Here is an 18028-nt window from a genome sequence, read left to right on the forward strand (position 1 = left end):
TCAGCGGGTGATGAGCTCGGCCCGGGGTGAGCCTTCGGTGTGGGCGGTGCCATCGGCGAGCGAAGCGAGGTAGTGCTCCGCGTCGAGGGCGGCGACCGTTCCGGATGCCGCGGCGGTGACGGCCTGACGGTAGGTCGGGTCGATCACGTCGCCCGCGGCGAAGACGCCGGGAACGGAGGTCTGGGAGGAGCGGCCGACCACCGAGATGGTGCCCTCGGTGGTGAGGTCGAGCTTGCCGTGCACGACGTGCGTGCGCGGGTCGTTGCCGATCGCGATGAACAGGCCGTCGAGGTCGAGGTGGGACTCGGTGCCGTCGACCGTGTCGCGCAGCTTCACGCCGTCCACGTGGTTCTCGCCGGTGATGCCGGTGACCTCGGCGTTCCAGATGAACTCGATCCTGTCGTTGTCGAAGGCGCGCTTCTGCATGACCTTCGAGGCGCGGAGCGAGTCCTTGCGGTGGATCACGTAGACCTTCGCGGCGTGCTTGGTGAGGAAGGTCGCCTCCTCCATGGCGGAGTCGCCTCCGCCGACGACGGCGATTGTCTTGCCCTTGAAGAAGAAGCCGTCGCAGGTGGCGCACCACGAGACACCGTGTCCCGATAGGCGGTCCTCGTCGTGGAGGCCCAGCTTGCGGTACGCGGATCCGGTCGCGACGACGACGGTCTTCGCCTCGATGCTCTCGCCGGAGCCGAGGTGGACGGTCTTGACCTCGCCCTCGAGATCGAGGGAGGTGACGTCGTCGTAGAAGGTCTCGGCGCCGAACTTCTCGGCCTGCGCCTGCATCGAGGTCATCAGCTCGGGGCCGAGGACGCCGTCGGGGAAGCCGGGGAAGTTCTCGACGTCCGTCGTGTTCATCAGGTCGCCGCCGATCTCGACCGACGAGGCCACGACCACCGGGTGCAGCTCGGCGCGCGCCGCGTAGATGGCGGCGGTCCAGCCGGCGGGGCCGGATCCGATGATGACGATGTCGCGCACGGCAACTCCTCGGGGTCTGTACGAGCGGTGACGGGTGGGGCGGGAGCCGAGCACCCGGAGCCGGTCGCTCGAATCGTTCCGCGGCTCCGTGGGCTACAACACATCCTAGGCGGGCACTATTCCGCGGGCCCGGGAGCGTGGGCAGCGCTACGGTCCGGTCGACTCAGCAGAACCAGAAAAAGCCTCTGTCCAGGCTTTTACCGGAGCAGCATCAGCGGCCCAGTCGGCGGAGCACCGGAGCGAGGACGGCGCGCAGCTCCGGCACCCGGAGGAACCAGAGGACCGCGAAGTAGACGAGCGCCATCACGGTGCCGATCGCGGCCATCGAGAGCAGCGGCTCCACGTAGTTCGAGACGGCGAAACCGCCCGCGCGCGTGCCGCCGAGGGCGACCAGGACGCCGTAGCCGGCGGCGGCGGAGGGCACCGCGGCGAGGACGAACTGCGCGAGCCTGACGAGGATCCGCCTGCCTCCGCGGCCGCCGAGCCGGCGGCGCAGGAGGAGGGCCGCCACGAGGGCCTGCACGCAGATGCCGAGCGAGGTCGCAGCGGCGATGCCGACAGCGGTGCGGTCGGCGGGGAGCCGGAGCACGATCAGGTACCCGGCGACCGCCACGACGACCTGCACCAGGGTGAACAGGAACGGCCGCGCTCCGTCGCTCAGGGCGTAGAACGCGCGCTGCATGATGGCGATCGAGGAGAACAGCGGCAGGGCGATCACGTAGGCCATGGCGATCGCTCCGATGGCCTGCGCGTCCGCGAACGAGTCGGTGAAGACGGAGCCGAACGGCACCGCGACCACGACGATCGCGGCGGCGGCGAAGACGAGCATCATCAGCACCAGGCGGAGCGAGGTGGAGACGTCCGAGCGGAACTCCTTCATCTCCCCCCGTGCGGTGTGGCCGCTCATCTTGGTGAAGTAGGCCATGGCGATCGAGATCGCGATGACCGAGTGGGGCAGCATGAAGATCAGCCACGCCTTCTGCAGCGCCGCGGCCGAGGGCCCCTCGCCGGACGCGGTGGAGGAGACCTGGCTCTCGACGATGCCGGCGACGATGGTCAGCAGCACCGTGGCGAACGACCACAGCGACATCCGCCCGGCCGTGCCGAGGCCGACGCCCCGGAAGCGGAAGTCGGGGCGGTAGCTGAGGCCGACCCTCCGCCAGAAGATCATCAGGAACAGCGACTGGACGACGATGCCCAGTGTCGCGCTCCCGCCGAGGAGGGTGACCATCGCCGGGGACCACGAGTCGACCGGACGGTTCCCCTCCGGATCGGCGCCGAACAGCACCATGAAGGCGACGAGCCCGGCGATCACCACGACGTTGTTCAGCACGGGCGCCCAGGTGAAGGGGCCGAACGAGCCGCGGGCGTTGAGCACCTCGCCGAGGATCGTGAAGAGGCCGTAGAAGAAGACCTGCGGCAGGCACCAGAACGCGAAGGCGACGGCCAGCTGGTACTGCTCCGGTCCGTAGCCGGGCGCGTAGAGGCGCACGAGCAGGGGAGCGAGGACCGTGGCGGCGATCGTGGTCACCAGGAGCAGGCCGAGCGCCAGGGTCAGCAGGCGGTTGATGTAGCCGCGGCCGCCGTCGGCGTCGAGGCCCGCCCGCACGATCTGCGGGACGAGGACGGCGTTCAGAGCGCCGCCCGCGATGATCGAGTAGATCGTGTTGGGGAGCAGGTTCGCCGTCGTGAAGGCGTCCGCGCCCGGCGCGACCGCGGCTCCGATCGTGTTCGCCATGACGATCGACATGATGAAGCCGAGGATCCGCGAGACCATCGTGCCGGAGGCGAGGACGGCGCTCGCGCGTCCGAGGGAGAAGCTAGCCACGCGGGTCCGATCGCTGGTCGTCGAGATCGGGCTGGACCTCGAGCACGGCGTTCGGGTCCTCCTCGTCCTCAGGGGTGTCGCCTCGACGGCGACGGCGGATGTTGCGGAGGATGCCGGCTCCGAAGACGACGACGAGCGCGATCCCGATGACCAGGGTGCCGACGGTCTCCCAGTCGGCGCGGACGCTGGTCGTCATGCCCGTGGGGGTGCCGATGGGGACGCCCTGCGCCGAGGTCAGCTGCAGGCCGAGGCTCGTCTCGCCGTTGCCGACCCGGGCCTTCACGGGGATGAGGACGCGGCCCTGCGAGCGGGCGTCGATCTCGGTGGTCTCGATCGCCTCCTCGTCGATGTCGAGGACGGCGTTCGAGGTCGAGGCCTGGATGCGGACGGCGATCGGCCAGGGGAGCTCGTTGCGGACGTACACGGGGATGCTCGAGTCGCGGGAGACCTGCAGGATGCTGCCGGTCGCGTCGATCGACACCAGCGAGAGCGTCCGGTCGGCCTCGGTCATGGCCGCGCCGACGGCGTCGCCCCAGCCGCTGCCGTCTCCGCGCCAGGTCACCGAGAGCAGCGCCAGCACGTCGTTGCGGCTCTTGCCCGACAGCAGCTCCGGCTCCTGCAGCACGGAGGAGAACGCCTCGACCTCGGAGCCGGCGTCGAGCAGGTCGCGCACCCGGTCGAGCCGCGACTCCGACTCCGGCGAGTCGACGACTCTCGCGCCCTCGGTCGCGGGGACGGCGAGGGCGGTGGAGAGGGCGACTCCGCGGGCCCAGGGCAGCGACTCGATCGCGTCGAGGGTCTCGGAGAGGCGCGCGGCGCCGATCGCCGAGCCGCGGCCGAGGGTGAGCACGACGTCCGGGGCGGTCCCCTCCTCCTGCACCTCGGCGAGATCGGTGGCGATCTCGGACATGCGGGCGCGCCACTCGGTGTCGTCGGTGGCGGTGGCGGCCGCGTCGAACGCCTCGGTGAGGCGCGAGTCGGCCACCACCAGGTCCGAGTCGCCGACGGTGGCGCGCGAGGTCGTGGTCACCTCCTCCGGCAGCAGGAGACCGGAGGAGGGGACGACCGTGCGGTTCATGCCGCTGGCCGCGTAGACGTCGAGGTCCGACCCGCGGAGGGTGCCCTCGTCGGGCCAGGCGACGCTGCCGAGGGAGGTGCTCCAGTCGGAGGCGAGCAGCGACTCGGTGCTCGGACGCGCCGGCAGGTCCTCGGCCGGCTGGTCGGAGTCGACGGCGACCGTGGGCGCCGGGCTGGCGGTGCCGGGGACCGCGGCGAAGCGGGTGTCGTCGATCGCGTACTCGAAGGAGGTGGGAGAGAGGAGCGCGGAGAGCCCGGCCTGCGCCTGGACCGAGACGTCGGCGTCGGCGTACGGCAGGGCGAAGCGCTCGTTCGGCACGGACTGCAGCCGGTCGAGCCAGTCGAGGGCGGACTCCGGAGCGGCGCTGCCGAGAATGCGGATCGAAGCGAGGATGCGCGGGTCGACCCCGATCGTGACGCCCTTCCCCGCGACCGCGTCGAGCTGCCGGGTGAGGGTCCCCGTGCCGTCGGTGTAGTCGGCGAGGGCCTCGGCCGAGAGCAGGCCGTCGGCCGTGTCCGGGACGGTGAGCGGGACGAGGACGCTGACGCCGGTCTCGCGCTCCGGGGCCACCGCGTCGTCGGTCAGCTCGACGGCGGTGCGAGCGGTCGAGACGACACCACCCGGACCGGTGACCGTGACGAGGACGGCGTGGGTGCCGAGCGCGGTCCGGTCGTTGGAGAAGGGGATCTGGTCGACCGGCACGGTGAGGCCGGCCTCGGCGGTGCTGGAGGGCAGCAGGCGCAGCTGGGCGGTCGCACGGACCGGGTCGGTGTCGTTGTCGGCCTCGGCGTCGAGCCAGTCGTGCAGCTCCGCGCGGGTGTCGAGGGTGGCGTAGGAGAGGGCGACCGTCACGTCGGCGCTGTCGATCGCCTCGGTGGTGCCGTTGCGCACGGCGATCGAGAGCTCGAGGTCCTGGCCGGGCCGCAGGACGCCGTCACTGCCGACCCCGGCGGTCGTGGTGACGGTGCCGGGAGCGGGCGTCGAGGTCGCCGTCGCGGCGGTGACCGGGGCCGCGAGGGCGGGGGAGGCCACGCCGGTCAGGCCGAGCGCGAGGGCGGCAGCACCTGCCGAGCGGAGCAGGAGGAGGGCCGCCCGCGAGCGGCGGGAGCGGAGGGAGGGGTCGCGCCGATGCATCGGACTCACTCGGCCTCCATGCGGGTGATTCTACGGGCAGCCCTCCTCGGGGCAGGCGGTGCGTCCGCTGTGCAGGCGGTTCCCCCGCGTAACCCCCTGGCACGGTCACCCGCTGACGGGACACCCCCCGCCACTAGGATCGTGCGAATGCACAGCGTCCAGACCGCTCTCGAGACCCTCCGCGCGCTCGCGGGGACGCCCACGGTGACGCGGCTGGCGGAGGCGTTCGCAGCCCAGGGCCACGAGCTCGCGCTGGTCGGCGGCCCGGTCCGCGACGCCTTCCTCGGCCACGGCGTGCACGACCTCGACTTCACCACCTCCGCACGCCCCGACGACATCGTGCGGATCGTCGCTCCGATCGCCGAGGCGCACTGGGACATCGGCCGGGCCTTCGGCACGATCGGCGCTCGCGTGGCCGGCGAGACGGTCGAGATCACGACCTACCGCAGCGACAGCTACGACGGGGTGAGCCGCAAGCCCGAGGTCGAGTTCGGCGACTCGCTCGAGGGCGACCTGGTGCGGCGCGACTTCACGGTCAACGCGATGGCGCTGCGGCTCCCGGAGGTCGTCCTCGTCGATCCCTCGGGAGGAGTGGAGGACCTGCTCGCCGGCCGGCTGCGCACCCCCTCCCCCGCCGACCTCTCCTTCGGCGACGATCCGCTCCGGATGCTCCGCGGCGCGCGCTTCACCTCGCAGCTCGGATTCCGCACCACCGACGAGGTCGAGTGGGCGATGGCCGAGCTCGCCGGCCGGATCGACGACGTCTCGGCGGAGCGCGTGCAGGAGGAGCTGCGGAAGCTCCTCGCGACCGCCTCGCCCCGTGCCGGCCTGGAGCTGCTCGTCGACACCGGTCTGGCCGGTCGCTTCCTCCCGGAGCTGCCCGCGCTGCGCCTGGAGCAGGACGAGCACCACCACCACAAGGACGTCTACACCCACAGCCTCACCGTGCTGGAGCAGGCGATCGCGCTGGAGGAGTCGCGGCACCCCGGAGCCGCGCCCGACGTCGTGCTGCGGCTCGCCGCCCTCCTGCACGACATCGGGAAGCCGGCCACGCGGCGGCTCGAGCCGGGCGGAGCGGTGAGCTTCCACCACCACGACCTGGTCGGCTCCAAGCTCGCGATCAAGCGGATGCGCGCACTGAAGTTCGACAACCAGACGATGAAGGACGTGGCCCGCCTCATCGAGCTGCACCTGCGCTTCTTCGGGTACACGGACGGCGCGTGGACCGACTCCGCGGTGCGCCGCTACGTGACCGACGCCGGGCCCCTGCTCGAGCGGCTGCACATCCTCACCCGCGCCGACGTGACCACGCGCAACCGCCGCAAGGCCGACCGGCTCGCGCACGCCTACGACGACCTCGAGGCGCGCATCGCGGAGCTCGCCGAGAAGGAGGAGCTCGCCTCCAAGCGCCCCGACCTCGACGGCACGCGGATCATGGAGATCCTCGGCCTCGCCCCGGGCCCCGAGGTCGGGCAGGCGTACCGGTTCCTGCTGGAGCTGCGGCTCGAGGAGGGTCCGCTCGGCGAGGAGGTCGCGACGCAGCGGCTCCGCGAGTGGTGGGCGTCGCGCTGAGGCGCTGAGCCCGGCCCCGTGCCCGCCTCGCCCTGCACCCGGGGTGGTGCGCCTCGAACGGATCCGTCCGGCGCGTCGCGGCGCTCCTGTTGTAGTCTGTACAGGTTGTCCACGACCAGACGCACTCGCGTCCGCGGGAGTGGGCAGATGCTACATACCCTCCTGTCACGGAAATACCGTGGCCGTTCAGTCCGAAGGAGGTGGGTTAGTGACGCATCAGTACGAGATCATGGTCATCCTGGACCCCGAGATCGATGAGCGCACCGTCGCTCCGAGTCTCGACAAGTTCCTCAACGTCATCCGCACCGATGGTGGATCCATCGACAAGGTCGACGTCTGGGGCCGCCGTCGTCTGGCGTACGAGATCAACAAGAAGTCCGAGGGCATCTACGCCGTCGTCGACTTCACGTCGACCTCCGCCGCAGCGAACGAGCTCGACCGTCAGCTGAAGCTGTCCGAGGCCGTCATGCGCACCAAGGTGCTGCGGGCCGAAGAGGGCATCGCCCAGGTCGCGGCCGCCGCGAAGCTCGCCGACGAGAAGGCCGCCCGCAAGGCTGCCAAGGCCTCGGCCGCTCCCAAGGCGTAGCGCTCATGGCCGGCGAGACGATCATCACCGTGGTGGGGAACCTCACCGCCGACCCCGAGCTGCGCTACACGCAGGGCGGGCTCGCGGTCGCGAACTTCACCATCGCCTCCACGCCGCGCACCTTCGACCGTCAGGCGAACGACTGGAAGGACGGCGAAGCGCTGTTCCTCCGCGCCTCCGTCTGGCGCGAGTTCGCCGAGAACGTCGCAGGAACGCTGACCAAGGGCAGCCGCGTCATCGCGACCGGCCGCCTGAAGCAGCGCTCCTACGAGACGAAGGAAGGCGAGAAGCGCACCAGCATCGAGCTCGAGATCGACGAGATCGGGCCCTCGCTGCGCTACGCGACCGCGCAGGTCACGCGCGCCTCCGGTGGAGGCGGACGAGGCCAGGCCGGTGGCGGCCAGGGCAACGGCGGTCAGATCGGCGGCGGCCAGGGCGGCTTCGGCGGCGGCGGTCAGGGGGGCTCCGGCAACGCCGGCGGCAACCGTGGCGGTCAGGCCGAGGAGCCGTGGGCGCCGAGCGCTCCCGCCGGTGGCGACGTGTGGAGCACGCCGGGCAGCTACAACGACGAGACGCCGTTCTGAGCCTCGGCTCGGACGCTCTCCTCACCTGAATCACGCCTCCCCCGCACCGCGATCGCTCGCGGCGGGGCAGGGGCGAACCAGAATCTAAGGAAACCACTATGGCTGGAAAGAGCAGCGGCGACCGCCGCAAGCCGATCCGCGGCAAGGGCGCGAAGAACGCGGCCCCCGCGAAGTCGGTCCGCGTGGGTGTCATCGACTACAAGGACGTCGCGACCCTCCGCAAGTTCATCTCGGAGCGCGGGAAGATCCGCGCCCGTCGTATCACCGGCGTCTCCGTTCAGGAGCAGCGCCTCATCGCCCGTGCCGTCAAGAACGCCCGCGAGATGGCGCTCCTGCCCTACGCCGGCAGCGGAAGGTAGGTAACGGTATGTCCAAGGTCATCCTGACCCACGAGGTCGACGGACTCGGCTCGGCCGGCGACGTCGTCGACGTGAAGAACGGGTTCGCCCGCAACTACCTCATCCCGCAGGGCTTCGGCGTCGCGTGGACCCGCGGTGGCGAGAAGCAGGTCGAGCAGATCAAGTCGGCGCGAGCCGCTCGTGAGCACAAGACCATCGAAGAGGCCCAGCACACCAAGCAGGTCCTCGAGGCCAACCGCGTGAAGCTGACGGTCAAGGCCGGCAAGGACGGCCGCCTGTTCGGCTCGGTGAAGACCTCCGACATCGCGAACGCGGTGGCGGCGGCCGGATTCGGCGAACTCGACAAGCGCAAGATCGTCATCTCGAACGCGATCAAGCACGTCGGCGAGCACGAGGCCGTGGTGCGTCTGCGCGACGACATCCAGGCCACTGTGAAGCTGCAGGTGGTCGCGGCCAAGTAAGGCCGCGAGAACGCCGCGGAGGGCGGTGCGACGGGACTTCCGAGTCCCCTCGCACCGCCCTTCGTCGTTCCCGTTCTCCACAGCTCCATCCACATACACCCTCCGGCGGGACCAACCTTCACTGTGATCTTGAGACTCTTTTCCCCACACACCTGTGGAAAGCAGGAAATGCCTGGTCAAGAGCCGGAAAAAACTTGCTGAGGGCCGCTGATCCCACAGGGTTGTCCACACGTTGCCCACAGTGGGCCCGGCGTTTCCCCTCGGTTCTGCACAGCTCTCTCCACAGGGCGGTTTGCGTGCCGCGGGCGGCGGTCCGTAGGGTGGCGCAGCGCCCCGCGAGGGGTGCGGGCAGGCGCCCGTGCGCCGCTGTCGGAGGTCGCTGGTAGACCGGATCCCGGCACCGGCTCGACCGGACGCGCAGCACCCGACAGGAGGAGGCGAAGGCATGACGATCGCGCACCTGGCGGTACCCGGCTCGGACGGACGGGACGGTCGCGGTGACCGCGGCGAGTCGCGCGGGAACGAGCGGACCCCTCCGCACGACCTCCTCGCCGAGCAGTCGGCGCTGGGCGGCATGCTGCTCTCGAAGGACGCGGTCGCCGATGTCGTCGAGAGCGTCAAGGGCACCGACTTCTACATCCCCAAGCACGAGATCGTCTTCGACGCGATCCTCGCCCTCTACTCGCACGGCGAGCCGACCGACGTCATCGCGGTCACCGACGAGCTCACGAAGCAGGGCGAGCTGCAGCGGGCCGGCGGCGCCGACTACCTGCACACGCTCACCTCGATGGTCCCCACCGCGGCCAACGCCGGGTACTACGCCTCCATCGTCGCCGAGCGCGCTCTGCTGCGCCGCCTCGTCGAGGCGGGCACCCGCATCGCGCAGATGGGCTACCAGGGCGAGGGCGAGGTGCTCGACCTGGTCAACACGGCGCAGGCCGAGATCTACAACGTCACCGGCTCCGAGACGGCGGAGGACTACGTCCCGCTGACCGACGCGGTGACCGTCGCGATCGACGAGATCGAGGCGGCCGCTCACAAGGACGGCAGCTTCACCGGCGTCCCCACCGGCTTCGCCGACCTCGACGACCTGACCAACGGCTTCCACGCCGGGCAGATGATCATCGTCGCCGCGCGCCCCGCGCTCGGAAAGTCGACGCTGGCGCTCGACTTCGCCCGCGCCGCCGCGATCAAGCACAACATGGCCACGATCTTCTTCTCCCTCGAGATGGGGCGCAGCGAGATCGCGATGCGCCTCCTCTCGGCCGAGGCGTCCGTGCCGCTGCAGCACATGCGCAAGGGCACGGTCGACCAGCGCGACTGGACGACCATCGCCTCCACCCGCGGCCGGATCAACGACGCGCCGCTCTACATCGACGACTCGCCCAACATGACCCTCGTCGAGATCCGGGCGAAGTGCCGCCGGCTCAAGCAGCGGGTCGGGCTCAAGATGGTCGTCATCGACTACCTGCAGCTGATGACCTCCGGCAAGAAGGTCGAGAGCCGCCAGCAGGAGGTCTCGGAGTTCTCCCGTGCCCTCAAGCTCCTCGCGAAGGAGCTGCAGGTGCCGGTCATCGCGCTCTCGCAGCTGAACCGAGGCCCCGAGCAGCGCGCCGACAAGCTCCCCGCCATCTCGGACCTCCGCGAGTCCGGCTCGATCGAGCAGGACGCCGACATGGTGATCCTCCTGCATCGCGAGAGCGCCTACGAGAAGGACAACCCGCGCGCGGGCGAGGCCGACCTCATCGTCGCCAAGCACCGCAACGGCCCGACCCGCACGGTCACTGTGGGCTTCCACGGCCACTTCTCGCGCTTCGCCGACATCCCGGCGGTCTGACGTGACAGGCGCCGCTGCCGTTCCCGAGCCCGTCGACGTCCCGCTGGGCGGCGGGTCGATCCGCCTGGGCCAGTTCCTCAAGTTCGCGGGGATCCTCTCGGGCGGCGAGGCCAAGGAGGCGGTCGCCGAGGGGATGGTGACCGTGAACGGCGAGGTCGATCTGCGCCGCGGCCGCCAGCTCGCCGTCGGCGACGTCGTCGGGTTCGACCGGAACCGCTTCCGCGTCTGCGAGTGAGGGCGACCGCCCCTCGGCGGGTGCGATCGGCCGAGACGCCGCGGAACGGATGAGACGCCGCTCAGAGGCGGGCGCGTCGGCGTGTTGAGCGGTGGCTCGGCGCACACTGGCTCCTGGACATCCCGGGACGACAGGAGACGCGCGTGCAGCTCGGCATTCACTTCATGAACTTCACTCTGCCCGGGGGGAGTGCGCAGATCGCGCCGATCCTCGGAGCGACCGCGCGGACGGCCGAGGACGTCGGCTGCGCCTGGTTCACGCTGATGGACCACTACTTCCAGATGGAGCACTTCGCGACGAGCGAGGATCCGATGCTCGAGGGCTACACCTCGCTCGGCTTCGTCGCCGGCCGGACGGAGCGGATGCGGCTGGGGCTCCTCGTCACCGGCGTGACGTACCGCCATCCGGGACTGCTCGCGAAGATCGTCACCACCCTCGACGTGCTCTCCGGCGGGCGCGCGATGCTCGGCATCGGCGCCGCCTGGTACGAGCGCGAGCACCTCGGGCTCGGCGTGCCGTACCCGCCGCTGAAGGAGCGGTTCGAGCGGCTGGAGGAGACGCTGCGGATCTGCCGTCAGATGTGGAGCGACGACGACGGGCCGTTCGAGGGGACGCACTACCGGCTCGCCGAGACGCTGAACCACCCGGCGCCGATCCAGCTGCCCGGCCCGCCCATCCTCATCGGCGGCGGAGGCGAGAGGAAGACGCTGCGGCTGGTCGCTCAGTACGGCGACGCCTGCAACCTGTTCGGCACCGGCGCGGACGACGTGGCGCACAAGCTCGACGTGCTGAAGCGGCACTGCGACGACCTCGGGCGCGACTACGCGACGATCACGAAGACCATCACCGGGGGCGGCGATCCGATCGGCGACCCCGACGGCTTCGTCCGCGCGATGGAGGAGTACGCGGCGCTGGGGATCGACCACGTGCAGCTGGCCCCGGCCGGGCCGGATCCGGAGGGGTACGTCGCCCGGCTGGGCGAGGGCGTGATCGAGCGGGTGGCGGCTCTCGGCTGAGGGCTCCCGGGCAGCCGCGCGGCACTCCGACCGGTTCGGGTGCCGCGGGCGTCACCGCTGATCCGCTCCGCCGGCCGGTTCCGCCGTCACCGGCGCGAGGACTCCGGTGGCGAGGATGTCCCGGGTCGGGGGACGTCGTCGGCGGATCCTGCCCCCGTCAGGGTCGCGGCGTAGAGACGGGCGAGGAGCGCGACCTACGGTTCGAGCCTCCCACCTCGGGTTATTGAGCACACGCTGACGTGGGCAGATCGCTGGCCTCATGCCGCACGTGTCCTCTCGCACCTCGCTCCGCCGTCATCGGCAGAACCGCAGAAGAGGGGCGATCGGGACGGGTGTCGTCCTCGCCGTCGTCGGCGCCGCGCTCTTCGCCGGCGTCTCGGCGCAGGCGGCCACGGCTCCGGACCTCGGCACGGCGGAGGACTACTCGGTCCTGGCCGCGTCGACCGTGACGAACACGGGGTCGAGCGTCCTCGACCAGAACGTCGGGTCAGCCCGCTGACCGCCGTCACCGGGTTCCCGCCCGGGCGGACAGGCGGAGTGATCCACCGCGGAGACGCGGAGGCGGCTCAGGCCCAGGCCGACGTGGGCACCGACTACGGACAGCTCGCCTCGCAGGCGACGACCGCGCAGATCGACGCCGAGATCGGCGGCAGCACGCTGAAGCCCGGGGTCTACACCGCGGCCGGACCGGTCGGAGTGACGGGGACGCTCACGCTCGACGCCGAGGGCGTCAACGAGGCGGTCTTCGTGATCCGCGCCGCGTCGACGCTGACGACGGCGTCGTCGAGCACGGTGGCCCTGATCAACGGAGCGCAGGCCTGCAACGTCTACTGGCAGATCGGCAGCTCCGCGACTCTCGGCACCGACTCGGACTTCGTGGGCTCCGTGCTCGCCTCGGTCTCGATCACGGTGACGACGGGCGTCTCCGTCGAGGGCCGCGCACTGGCCCGCACGGGAGCGGTCACGCTCGATTCCAACGACTTCACCGAGCCGGGCTGCGAGCCCACCGACGGCGGATCGTCGCCGACGGCGACTCCGACCATCACGCCGACCGTGACGCCGACGATCACGCCGACCGTGACGCCGACGGTCACGCCGACCGTGACGCCGACCGTGACGCCGACGGTCACGCCGACCGTGACCCCGACGGTCACGCCGACCGTGACGCCGACCGTGACCCCCACGGTCACGCCGACCGTGACGCCGACCATCACTCCGACCGTGACCCCGACGGTGACCCCCACCGTCACGCCGACCGTGACCCCCACCGTCACGCCGACCGTGACGCCGACGGTCACACCCACTGTCACGCCGACCGTGACTCCCACCGTCACCCCGACGGTGACTCCCATCGTCGTGCCGACGGTGACTCCGACGGTGACTCCCACCGTCGTGCCGACGGTGACTCCGACGGTGACTCCGACGATCGCGCCCACCGTCACTCCGACGGTGACTCCGACGATCGCGCCCACCGTGGCTCCGACGGTCACGCCGACGACCACGCCGACGGCGACCCCGACCGTGGCTCCGACGGCGACCCCCACCCCCACGCCGACCGCGACGCCCACGGCCTCGCCCACTCCGACCGCGACCACAGCGCCGCGACCGGCGCCCTCCTACGCCGCGGTCGTTCCCGTGTCCGGGTCGAACGGTCCCCGCGGTCCGGCTCTCGCCTCGACCGGAGTGGACGCCGCAGCGACGGCGACCGCCGGAGTGCTGGGCCTGCTCGCCCTGCTCGGCGGCGGTCTGATGCTCCTCACCCTCCGATGCCGCGGTGAACGCACCGGGAGCTGATCCCGGCTGATCACCGGCAGCTGATCACCGCCAGGCCGTGCGCCGGACTCCCGAGGGGTCCGGCGCACGTCTGCGCCCACGATCGCGCTCCGCCCGTCCCTCCGGTGTCCTCGCCGATGCGCGCTGGCCCGCTCGTGCGTCGAGACGCCGCTCCGAGCGTCGGGACACCGCTGAGCAGGCGGTGTCCTCCGCGTTCTCGCGGAGGGCGGGGGCGTCAGCCGGAGGACTCCCGCGGCACGAAGCGGACGGGCATGGCCTGCACGCCCGCGGTCGGACGTCCGTGGATCGCGTTCGAGAGCTCCTCCGCGGCGGCGCGGCCGAGCGTGTCGAGCATCATGTCGATGCTCGAGAGCGGCGGGCGGGCGGCCTCGACGAGGAGGTCCCAGTTGTCGAAGCCGACGACGGCCACGTCCTGCGGCACCCGCCGGCCGGTCTCGCGCAGGTGGTCGAGGGTGCCGCGGGCGATCTGGTCGCTCGCGCAGATGATCGCGTCGAGGTCCGGATGCGCGCGCAGCAGCGTCTCTGCGCACTGGCGGCCCCAGCTCTCGGACCACTGCCCGAAGAGGACGCCGCCGCCGACCAGCGGGAGCCCCGCCTCCGTCAGCGCCTGCTCGACGCCCCGGGCGCGGTCGTGCGCGGCGGTGTAGCTCGGCTCGCCGTTGACGAGGGCGATCCTCGTCCGTCCGCGCTCGATCAGGTGGCGGGCGGCGAGGACGCCGGCCTGCACGTTGTCGGGCGTGAAGGAGGAGTCGCGCGGATCCTCCGAGGGCGCATAGGCGTAGACGACCGGCACCGGGATGGTGCGGGTGATCGAAGGGCGCGGGTTCGTCGTCCGGCCGAGCACCACGATCCCGTCGACGCGCTTGGCGAGCAGGTTCTTGATGTGGTGCTGCTCGCGGATCGAGTCGCCGCGGGCGTCGCAGAGGAGCACCGACGTCGATCCGGCGCCGAACGCGTCCTCGGCGCCGAGCAGCACGGGGAGCACGAAACGGTTGTCGAGGTCGTTCGTGAGCATCCCGATAGTGCCCGTGCGCCGGGAGTTGAGGGCCTGCGCGAACGGGTTCGGGGTGAAGGAGAGGGCCTCGGCGGCGTCCAGCACGCGCTGGCGGGTCTCGGCGCGCACCTGGTCGCGGCCGTTGAGCGCCTTGGAGGCTGTGGCGATCGAGACGCCGGCGGCGGCCGCCACGTCGGTGAGCGTGATGGTGCCGGTGGGCTTGCGTGGTGGCACCGCGCCTCCGTTCCGGGCCCGGCGGGCCGCCGCGTCGATCCTCGCACGACTCCGGCGAAAAACCGAAAAGACCGAAAAGGTCGCATCTCTTGACGCGCTGACCGCCCCTGCCTAGGTTTACCCGACAGAAAGTAGTTTCGGCCCGGCGCAGACGATCGGGACGACTGCCGAGGAATCCGTCAACGACGAAGGGATCATCCGTGAAGACGAGGAAGCACGCTCGGGGCCTCGCCGCCGCCGTCCTGCTGGGGACGGCCGCCGCCGCACTGACCGGCTGCGCGAGCGGCTCCGGGGGAGACTCCGGCTCCGCCGCGGGAGGCAGCTACACGTTCTGGGACCCGTACCCCCAGTTCGACGAGTCGTCCGACTGGGCGAAGCTCATCGACTCCTGCGGGACCGAGGCCGGCGTCACCGTCGAGCGCACCGGCTACGACACCACCGACCTGACCAACAAGGCGCTGCTCGCCGGTCAGCAGGGCAACTCGCCCGACCTCCTGCTCGTCGACAACCCCGTTGTCTCGACGCTCGCGGAGTCGGGCATCCTGACCACGACCGCCGAGTCCGGGCTCTCCACCGAGGGGATCGACGCGAACATCCTCGCGGCCGGCCAGACCGGCAGCGACACCTTCGGCGTGCCGATCGGCGCCAACACGCTCGCGCTGTACTACAACAAGGCCGTGCTCGAGAAGGCCGGCGTGGACGCCGCCTCCATCACCGACTGGGCCGGGCTGACCGACGCGCTCGAGAAGGTCACCGCCTCCGGCGGCAAGGGCATCACGTTCTCCGGCATCGGCACGGAGGAGGGGACCTTCCAGTTCCTGCCGTGGTTCTGGGGCTCCGGCGCCGAGCTGACCGACCTCGACTCGCCCGCCGCGGTCGACGCCGTCTCGCTCTGGAGCGACTGGCTCGAGAAGGGCTACGCGCCCAACTCTGTGATCGGCAACACGCAGACCACGAGCTGGCAGGAGTTCGAGACCGGCGAGTACGCCTTCGGCGAGAACGGCACCTGGCAGCTGGCCAACGCGAAGGCCTCGGGCATCGACTACGGCGTCCTGACCATCCCGTCGAAGGACGGCGGAGCGGCCCCCGCACCGACCGGAGGCGAGTTCCTCACCCTCCCGGTGCAGTCGGACACGGCGCGCTACGAGACCTCGAAGCAGATCGCCGAGTGCCTGACCTCGACGGAGAGCCTGGTCACGACCGACAACACGCTCTCGTACATCGCGCCGACGGCCGAGGCGCAGCAGGAGCAGGTCGCCGGCAACGCCGACCTCGAGCCGTGGGTCACCGCCGTGCAGGCCGCGAAGGGCCGCACCTCGGACGACCTCGGCACGAAGTACCCGAAGATCTCGGAGCAGCTGTGGGGCGCGGTGCAGACCGTGCTCAGCGGCTCGCAGTCTCCCGAGGACGCCCTGAAGGCCGCCCAGTCGGCCGCCGAATCCGCCACGAAGTAGGACGACCGGGGGCTCCCGCTCCCCGAACGAGGTCCCTCCGGCCGGTGCTCCGCGCACCGGCCGGGGGGACGGGAGAGACCATGACCACTGCCACCGAGACCGCCCGCCTTCTGCGGCGCGGCACCGAGCCGCCGGCCCCGCCCGCCCCGGCCGCCGAGAGCCGTCGGCGCCGCTGGCGACCCGAAGGCGGCCGTCTGGTCGCGTGGGCGTTCCTCGCCCCGCTCGTCGCCTACCTGCTCGTCTTCTACGCGTTCCCGCTCTACCGCAACCTCGAGCTGAGCCTGAAGGACTACACGGTCCGCTCGTTCGTGCAGGGGAACGCGCCCTTCGTCTGGTTCGACAACTACGTCCAGGTGTTCCAGGACGCGACCTTCGGCCCGGCGCTGCTGCACACGGCGGTCTTCACCGGCGTCTCGCTCCTCTTCCAGTTCACGCTGGGGCTGGCGCTCGCCGTGTTCTTCTACCGCCGCTTCCCGCTCGCGAGCACGCTCCGGGCGCTGTTCCTGGTGCCGTGGCTCCTGCCGCTGATCGTCTCGGCCTCGACCTGGTCGTGGATGCTCAACAGCGACTCCGGCATCGTGAACGCGTTCCTGGAGTCGTTCGGGATCGGCCAGATCAACTGGCTCACCTCGCCGACCACCTCGCTGATCGCGGTCCTGATCGCGAACATCTGGATCGGCATCCCGTTCAACCTGGTGATCCTCTACTCCGGCCTGCAGAACATCTCGCAGGACCTCTACGAGGCGGCCTCGCTCGACGGCGCGACCGGCGCCCAGCAGTTCTGGCGGATCACGCTGCCGCTGCTGCGGCCGGTGTCGGCGATCACGATCCTGCTCGGCCTCGTCTACACGCTGAAGGTGTTCGACATCATCTGGATCATGACGAAGGGCGGCCCCGCCGACTCCTCGACCACGCTCGCCACCTGGACGTACCAGCTCGGCTTCGGCTCGATGCTGCCCGATTTCGGACCGGCCGCGGCCGTCGGCAACCTGCTGATCATCCTGGCCCTCGTCTTCGGTCTCGTGTACATCCGGGTCCAGCGGAAGCAGGCCGACTCGTGACCGCCCGACGCCCCTGGTACCTGACGGTGGTCGGGATCGCCCTCACGGCGGTCATGCTGTTCCCCGTCTACTGGATGATCAACGTCTCCCTCACTCCGACCGGCTCGATGCGGAAGGATCCGCCGGACTGGTTCCCGTTCTCGCCCACGTTCACCGGCTACCAGGCGGTGCTGAGCGAGCAGCTGCCCTACCTGGGCACCAGCCTCGTCGTCGGCCTCGGCACGGTGCTGCTGACCGTGGCGATCGCCGCTCCCGCCGCCTACTCGCTGGCGAAGCTGCGGCCCCGCGGCGGGCAGGCGCTCTCGTTCGTGCTGCTGATCGCGCAGATGATCCCGGCGATCATCATGGCGATGGGCTTCTACGCCATCTACCTCAACCTGGGACTGCTCAACTCGATTCCGGGCCTGATCGTGGCCGACTCCACCATCGCGGTGCCGTTCGGCGTGCTGATCTTCACGGCCTTCATGTCGGGGATCCCCGACGAGCTGACCCAGGCGGCGCGGATGGACGGAGCGAGCGCCTGGCGCACCTTCACCTCGGTGATCATGCCGATCAGCCGCAACTCCGTCGTCACCGTCTCGCTGTTCGCGTTCCTCTGGGCCTGGTCGGACTTCATCTTCGCCTCGACGCTCGACAGCGGCGGGAAGCTCCAGCCGATCACCCTCGGCATCTACAAGTACATCGGCAACAACAACCAGGAGTGGAACTCGATCATGGCGACCGCCGTGGTCGCCTCGCTCCCGGCCGCCGTCCTCCTCGTCGTCGCCCAGCGGTACGTCTCGGCGGGAGTCACCGCCGGCGCCGTCAAGGACTGACCCGTCCCTCC

The 18028-nt window shown here is 70.9% G+C and carries 17 protein-coding genes; 13 read left to right on the forward strand and 4 right to left on the reverse strand.

Translation table 11 applies throughout. The features are described from left to right. The 3 genes from trxB to C5C56_RS08850 form a co-directional block, all read right to left on the reverse strand. Entirely contained in the window at nucleotides 1-975 is a 975-nt protein-coding gene (trxB, locus tag C5C56_RS08840; protein ID WP_104222688.1) for a thioredoxin-disulfide reductase, read from the reverse strand. 211 nt (nucleotides 976-1186) lie between these two features. Beyond that, complete coding sequence (murJ, locus tag C5C56_RS08845) at nucleotides 1187-2803, reverse strand: murein biosynthesis integral membrane protein MurJ (RefSeq protein WP_258065634.1); 1617 nt, start codon at nucleotides 2801-2803, stop codon at nucleotides 1187-1189. After that, nucleotides 2796-5015 (reverse strand): DUF6049 family protein, encoded by a 2220-nt coding sequence (locus C5C56_RS08850; protein WP_104319420.1) that lies wholly within the window; start codon nucleotides 5013-5015, stop codon nucleotides 2796-2798. The genes murJ and C5C56_RS08850 overlap by 8 nt, the downstream gene beginning before the upstream one ends. Before the next feature lie 147 nt (nucleotides 5016-5162). Here C5C56_RS08850 and C5C56_RS08855 point away from each other — a divergent pair, with 147 nt between their 5' ends. The 10 genes from C5C56_RS08855 to C5C56_RS18295 all read left to right on the forward strand — a co-directional run bounded on the left by C5C56_RS08855 (nucleotide 5163) and on the right by C5C56_RS18295 (nucleotide 13459). Further along, nucleotides 5163-6587: a CCA tRNA nucleotidyltransferase gene (locus C5C56_RS08855; RefSeq protein ID WP_104273514.1), complete on the forward strand. Its 1425-nt coding sequence runs from the start codon at nucleotides 5163-5165 to the stop codon at nucleotides 6585-6587. Between the two features lie 208 nt (nucleotides 6588-6795). After that, nucleotides 6796-7173, forward strand: a complete 378-nt coding sequence (gene rpsF, locus C5C56_RS08860) for a 30S ribosomal protein S6 (RefSeq protein WP_068207796.1) — start codon at nucleotides 6796-6798, stop codon at nucleotides 7171-7173. Between the two features lie 5 nt (nucleotides 7174-7178). Continuing rightward, a complete protein-coding gene (locus C5C56_RS08865) occupies nucleotides 7179-7757 on the forward strand; it encodes a single-stranded DNA-binding protein (protein WP_104222691.1) in 579 nt (192 codons plus the stop codon). Nucleotides 7758-7855: 98 nt separating this feature from the next. After that, entirely contained in the window at nucleotides 7856-8116 is a 261-nt protein-coding gene (gene rpsR / locus C5C56_RS08870; RefSeq protein WP_055784551.1) for a 30S ribosomal protein S18, read from the forward strand. An 8-nt stretch (nucleotides 8117-8124) separates the two neighbouring features. Next, nucleotides 8125-8577, forward strand: coding sequence for a 50S ribosomal protein L9 (rplI, locus tag C5C56_RS08875; protein WP_104222692.1), 453 nt, complete (start codon nucleotides 8125-8127; stop codon nucleotides 8575-8577). A 445-nt stretch (nucleotides 8578-9022) separates the two neighbouring features. Then, nucleotides 9023-10414 (forward strand): replicative DNA helicase, encoded by a 1392-nt coding sequence (gene dnaB / locus C5C56_RS08880; RefSeq protein WP_104225797.1) that lies wholly within the window; start codon nucleotides 9023-9025, stop codon nucleotides 10412-10414. A gap of 1 nt (nucleotide 10415) precedes the next feature. After that, nucleotides 10416-10649 carry an RNA-binding S4 domain-containing protein gene (locus tag C5C56_RS08885; RefSeq protein WP_104247028.1) on the forward strand — a complete coding sequence of 78 codons (234 nt, stop codon included), beginning with the start codon at nucleotides 10416-10418 and terminating at the stop codon, nucleotides 10647-10649. A gap of 143 nt (nucleotides 10650-10792) precedes the next feature. Next, a complete protein-coding gene (locus C5C56_RS08890; RefSeq protein ID WP_258065635.1) occupies nucleotides 10793-11665 on the forward strand; it encodes an LLM class F420-dependent oxidoreductase in 873 nt (290 codons plus the stop codon). 268 nt (nucleotides 11666-11933) lie between these two features. Continuing rightward, nucleotides 11934-12164, forward strand: coding sequence for a hypothetical protein (locus C5C56_RS18290; protein ID WP_258065636.1), 231 nt, complete (start codon nucleotides 11934-11936; stop codon nucleotides 12162-12164). 38 nt (nucleotides 12165-12202) lie between these two features. Further along, nucleotides 12203-13459: an ice-binding family protein gene (locus C5C56_RS18295; RefSeq protein WP_258065637.1), complete on the forward strand. Its 1257-nt coding sequence runs from the start codon at nucleotides 12203-12205 to the stop codon at nucleotides 13457-13459. Between the two features lie 214 nt (nucleotides 13460-13673). Here the strand turns inward: C5C56_RS18295 and C5C56_RS08900 are convergent, their stop codons facing one another. Next, nucleotides 13674-14687 carry a LacI family DNA-binding transcriptional regulator gene (locus tag C5C56_RS08900; RefSeq protein ID WP_104237753.1) on the reverse strand — a complete coding sequence of 338 codons (1014 nt, stop codon included), beginning with the start codon at nucleotides 14685-14687 and terminating at the stop codon, nucleotides 13674-13676. Nucleotides 14688-14887: 200 nt separating this feature from the next. Here C5C56_RS08900 and C5C56_RS08905 point away from each other — a divergent pair, with 200 nt between their 5' ends. The 3 genes from C5C56_RS08905 to C5C56_RS08915 all read left to right on the forward strand — a co-directional run bounded on the left by C5C56_RS08905 (nucleotide 14888) and on the right by C5C56_RS08915 (nucleotide 18017). Beyond that, on the forward strand, nucleotides 14888-16141 hold the full coding sequence (locus C5C56_RS08905) for an extracellular solute-binding protein (protein ID WP_104247031.1): 1254 nt from the start codon (nucleotides 14888-14890) through the stop codon (nucleotides 16139-16141). Nucleotides 16142-16221: 80 nt separating this feature from the next. Continuing rightward, complete coding sequence (locus tag C5C56_RS08910; protein WP_104225802.1) at nucleotides 16222-17202, forward strand: carbohydrate ABC transporter permease; 981 nt, start codon at nucleotides 16222-16224, stop codon at nucleotides 17200-17202. Beyond that, nucleotides 17199-18017 (forward strand): carbohydrate ABC transporter permease, encoded by an 819-nt coding sequence (locus tag C5C56_RS08915; protein WP_104222699.1) that lies wholly within the window; start codon nucleotides 17199-17201, stop codon nucleotides 18015-18017. The genes C5C56_RS08910 and C5C56_RS08915 overlap by 4 nt, the downstream gene beginning before the upstream one ends. The last annotated feature ends 11 nt before the right edge of the window (nucleotides 18018-18028 follow it).

The organism is Rathayibacter sp. AY1D1 (assembly GCF_002932635.1).
Classification (GTDB): Bacteria; Actinomycetota; Actinomycetes; order Actinomycetales; family Microbacteriaceae; genus Rathayibacter.

Bases quoted from the DNA above. Each gene is read 5' to 3' on its own strand.
- C5C56_RS08910 (WP_104225802.1), top strand. From the start codon at position 16,222: ATGACCACTGCCACCGAGACCGCCCGCCTTCTGCGGCGCGGCACCGAG.
- C5C56_RS08865 (WP_104222691.1), top strand. From the start codon at position 7,179: ATGGCCGGCGAGACGATCATCACCGTGGTGGGGAACCTCACCGCCGAC.
- rplI (WP_104222692.1), top strand. From the start codon at position 8,125: ATGTCCAAGGTCATCCTGACCCACGAGGTCGACGGACTCGGCTCGGCC.
- dnaB (WP_104225797.1), top strand. From the start codon at position 9,023: ATGACGATCGCGCACCTGGCGGTACCCGGCTCGGACGGACGGGACGGT.
- C5C56_RS08850 (WP_104319420.1), bottom strand. From the start codon at position 5,015: ATGCATCGGCGCGACCCCTCCCTCCGCTCCCGCCGCTCGCGGGCGGCC.
- rpsR (WP_055784551.1), top strand. From the start codon at position 7,856: ATGGCTGGAAAGAGCAGCGGCGACCGCCGCAAGCCGATCCGCGGCAAG.
- C5C56_RS08855 (WP_104273514.1), top strand. From the start codon at position 5,163: ATGCACAGCGTCCAGACCGCTCTCGAGACCCTCCGCGCGCTCGCGGGG.